We start from the raw sequence: 2,390 nt of genomic DNA, 5'->3' as shown, positions 1-2,390 counted from the left end.
GTGCGACTATCGGTTGCACGACGAGAGTGAGTATCTCAGAAATACTCCTGGCGAGTGTCAATGCCAGTACCCGCCCAAAGGGGCATTACGGGTAACTGTAATGTCTCATAGCTAGAGGGTAAAATGCGCGACATCAGCAAGCCGCATAGTTAGGTGAAGTGCTAGGGTAAAACTAGACAGGGTTAACAGATGTGAATCCTTGCAGAGGCATCGTGAAGAGGAATTACCGAAAACGGCTGAGACGGTAAAAGGGGTAAAGTGATTCTGCCCAATCCTCAGAATCAGGGACACCAGAAACCCCCGGTGTATAGAGGGAACCCAAGCTAGTTGTATCTTTCGCGTGTGATACGTAGGAACCCCAATGGGGTCTTTTGAACTAGGTCGATGTCAAAAGTAGAGATGGGAGTAATCCCGCTTTAATCCCCCAGTGGGTGTAAGATGCCACAAGAAGCGAATGCTGCCACGCCGAAAGGCAACAGGAAATTATAACTGGGTAGATAGGTCAAATGACCAACTTGAAAGAGTGCTAACGTGTGGCAGGTAAATCCCTTGAGTTCAATAGAAAAGGAACCGAACTCTGATGGAAAAGTTAGGTGCAATCTAAATTTGTGAACGTAACACAGAGAACTACCGACTGGAATAGCGTCAACTGGAAAAGCGCATACAGGGTAGTTAGGCGACTCAGACAGAGAATATTCAAGGCGACCAAGGACGGTAGCAACAAAAAGGTTCGCAGCCTTCAAAAGCACTATGAGAGTGCGTATTCTAATATACTACTTTCCGTTAGAAGAGTAACGCAATTAAATCATGGCAGCAAAACAGCAGGGGTAGATAGATTACTGGTAAGAACACCACAAGCTAGAGGATTATTGGTAGATATTTTGACCAACTTTATCCCGTGGAAGCCACTACCAGTTAGACGGGTATATATCCGTAAATCTAATGGAAAGCAAAGACCACTGGGAATACCTTGTATCATCGATAGATGTCTGCAAGCGATTGTAAAAAATGCACTAGAACCGTATTGGGAAGCGCAATTTGAGCGCACATCCTACGGTTTTAGACCAGGTAGGTCATGCCATGATGCTATCGAAAGAATACACACAATGGCAAAAGGCAACTCCACCAAAACATGGGTGGTAGATGCCGACATTCAAGGTTGCTTCGATAACATCGCACATAAACCACTAGTTGAGGCTGTTGGTAATTTTCCAGCCAGAAAATTAATTCAACAATGGCTGAATGCGGGATATGTGGATAAAGGCGTTTTCCATAATACCAATGCTGGAGTACCTCAAGGCGGAATCATCTCGCCGCTGCTGGCAAATATAGCTTTGCATGGTATGGAATCGGCACTAGGCATTCGTTACGATAAGAACGGTCATACGATTGGCGACCGTGGCATTGTACGTTATGCCGATGACCTAGTAGTGTTCTGTAAAAGCCAAGAAGATGCGATTAATGCGCGTGAAACTCTCCAAGAGTTTATGTCGACTCGCGGTTTAACTCTGTCGGAGTCAAAAACCCACATAGTCCGGCTCTGGGACGGCTTCAATTTTCTCGGCTTTAATATTAGACACTATCCAGACTCCACCACCAAAACAGGTAGGAAAGTATTAATTAAACCTAGCAAAGAGTCTTTGCAGAATGTCCGCAACCAAATCAAACAAATATGGCTTGATTATAAAAGTTGTAGCGTTGATTTTGTAATAGACAAGTTAAACCCGATTATTCGTGGTATCGCCAATTATTACCGGACAGTAGTTTCCTCACAAATATTCTCTTGCTTAGATAGATGGATGTTTGTGAGGGAGAAAAGGTACGCCAAAAGAATGCACCCCAAGTTCAATCAACAGCAGCGTTATCACCGCTATTGGGGCAGGTTAAACTTAGACAGAAGTGATTACTGGGTGTTTGGTGACAAGCGCACAGGAAAACATTTGTTGAAATTTAATTGGTTTAAGATTAGACGGCATCCAATGGTTAAGGGTGCTTATTCTCCCGATGACCCACAGCTAACAGCCTATTGGGAAAATCGGCAGAATATTAAATTCAAAAGTCTAATTCCTAGTTATCAAAAGCTTGCCCAAAAACAGGGTTTTATCTGTCCAGTATGTGGAGAATCATTATTCAATGATGAACCCATACAAAAACACCATAAAATACCTTTTTGTGATGGGGGTAACGAAAGTTACGCTAATTTAGAACTAGTGCATTATTACTGTCATCAACAAATACATTCTCATGCACAGAATCACCTTTCTGAAATTGAGAATGAATTGAGTCCTTGGTAGCTCTAGGATTTGCTAAAGCCGGATGCAGGGTGAACTTGCTTGTCCGGTTTGTCGGGGGGAAAGGGATAGCAATATCCCTGCCCTACCCAGTAAACA

At 43.4% G+C, this 2,390-nt stretch carries 1 protein-coding gene; it reads left to right on the top strand.

Going from position 1 to position 2,390, the window contains the following annotated elements:
- Positions 1 to 608: 608 nt before the first annotated feature.
- Entirely contained in the window at positions 609 to 2,294 is a 1,686-nt protein-coding gene (gene ltrA, locus I8752_RS34775; RefSeq protein WP_318780935.1) for a group II intron reverse transcriptase/maturase, read from the top strand.
- Positions 2,295 to 2,390: the final 96 nt, after the last annotated feature.

The organism is Dendronalium phyllosphericum CENA369 (assembly GCF_016056275.1).
In the GTDB taxonomy this organism is placed as follows: domain Bacteria; phylum Cyanobacteriota; class Cyanobacteriia; order Cyanobacteriales; family Nostocaceae; genus Dendronalium; species Dendronalium phyllosphericum.
The sequence above is the reverse complement of the archived record's forward strand: the minus strand, read 5'-3'. Positions and strand labels throughout refer to the sequence as shown.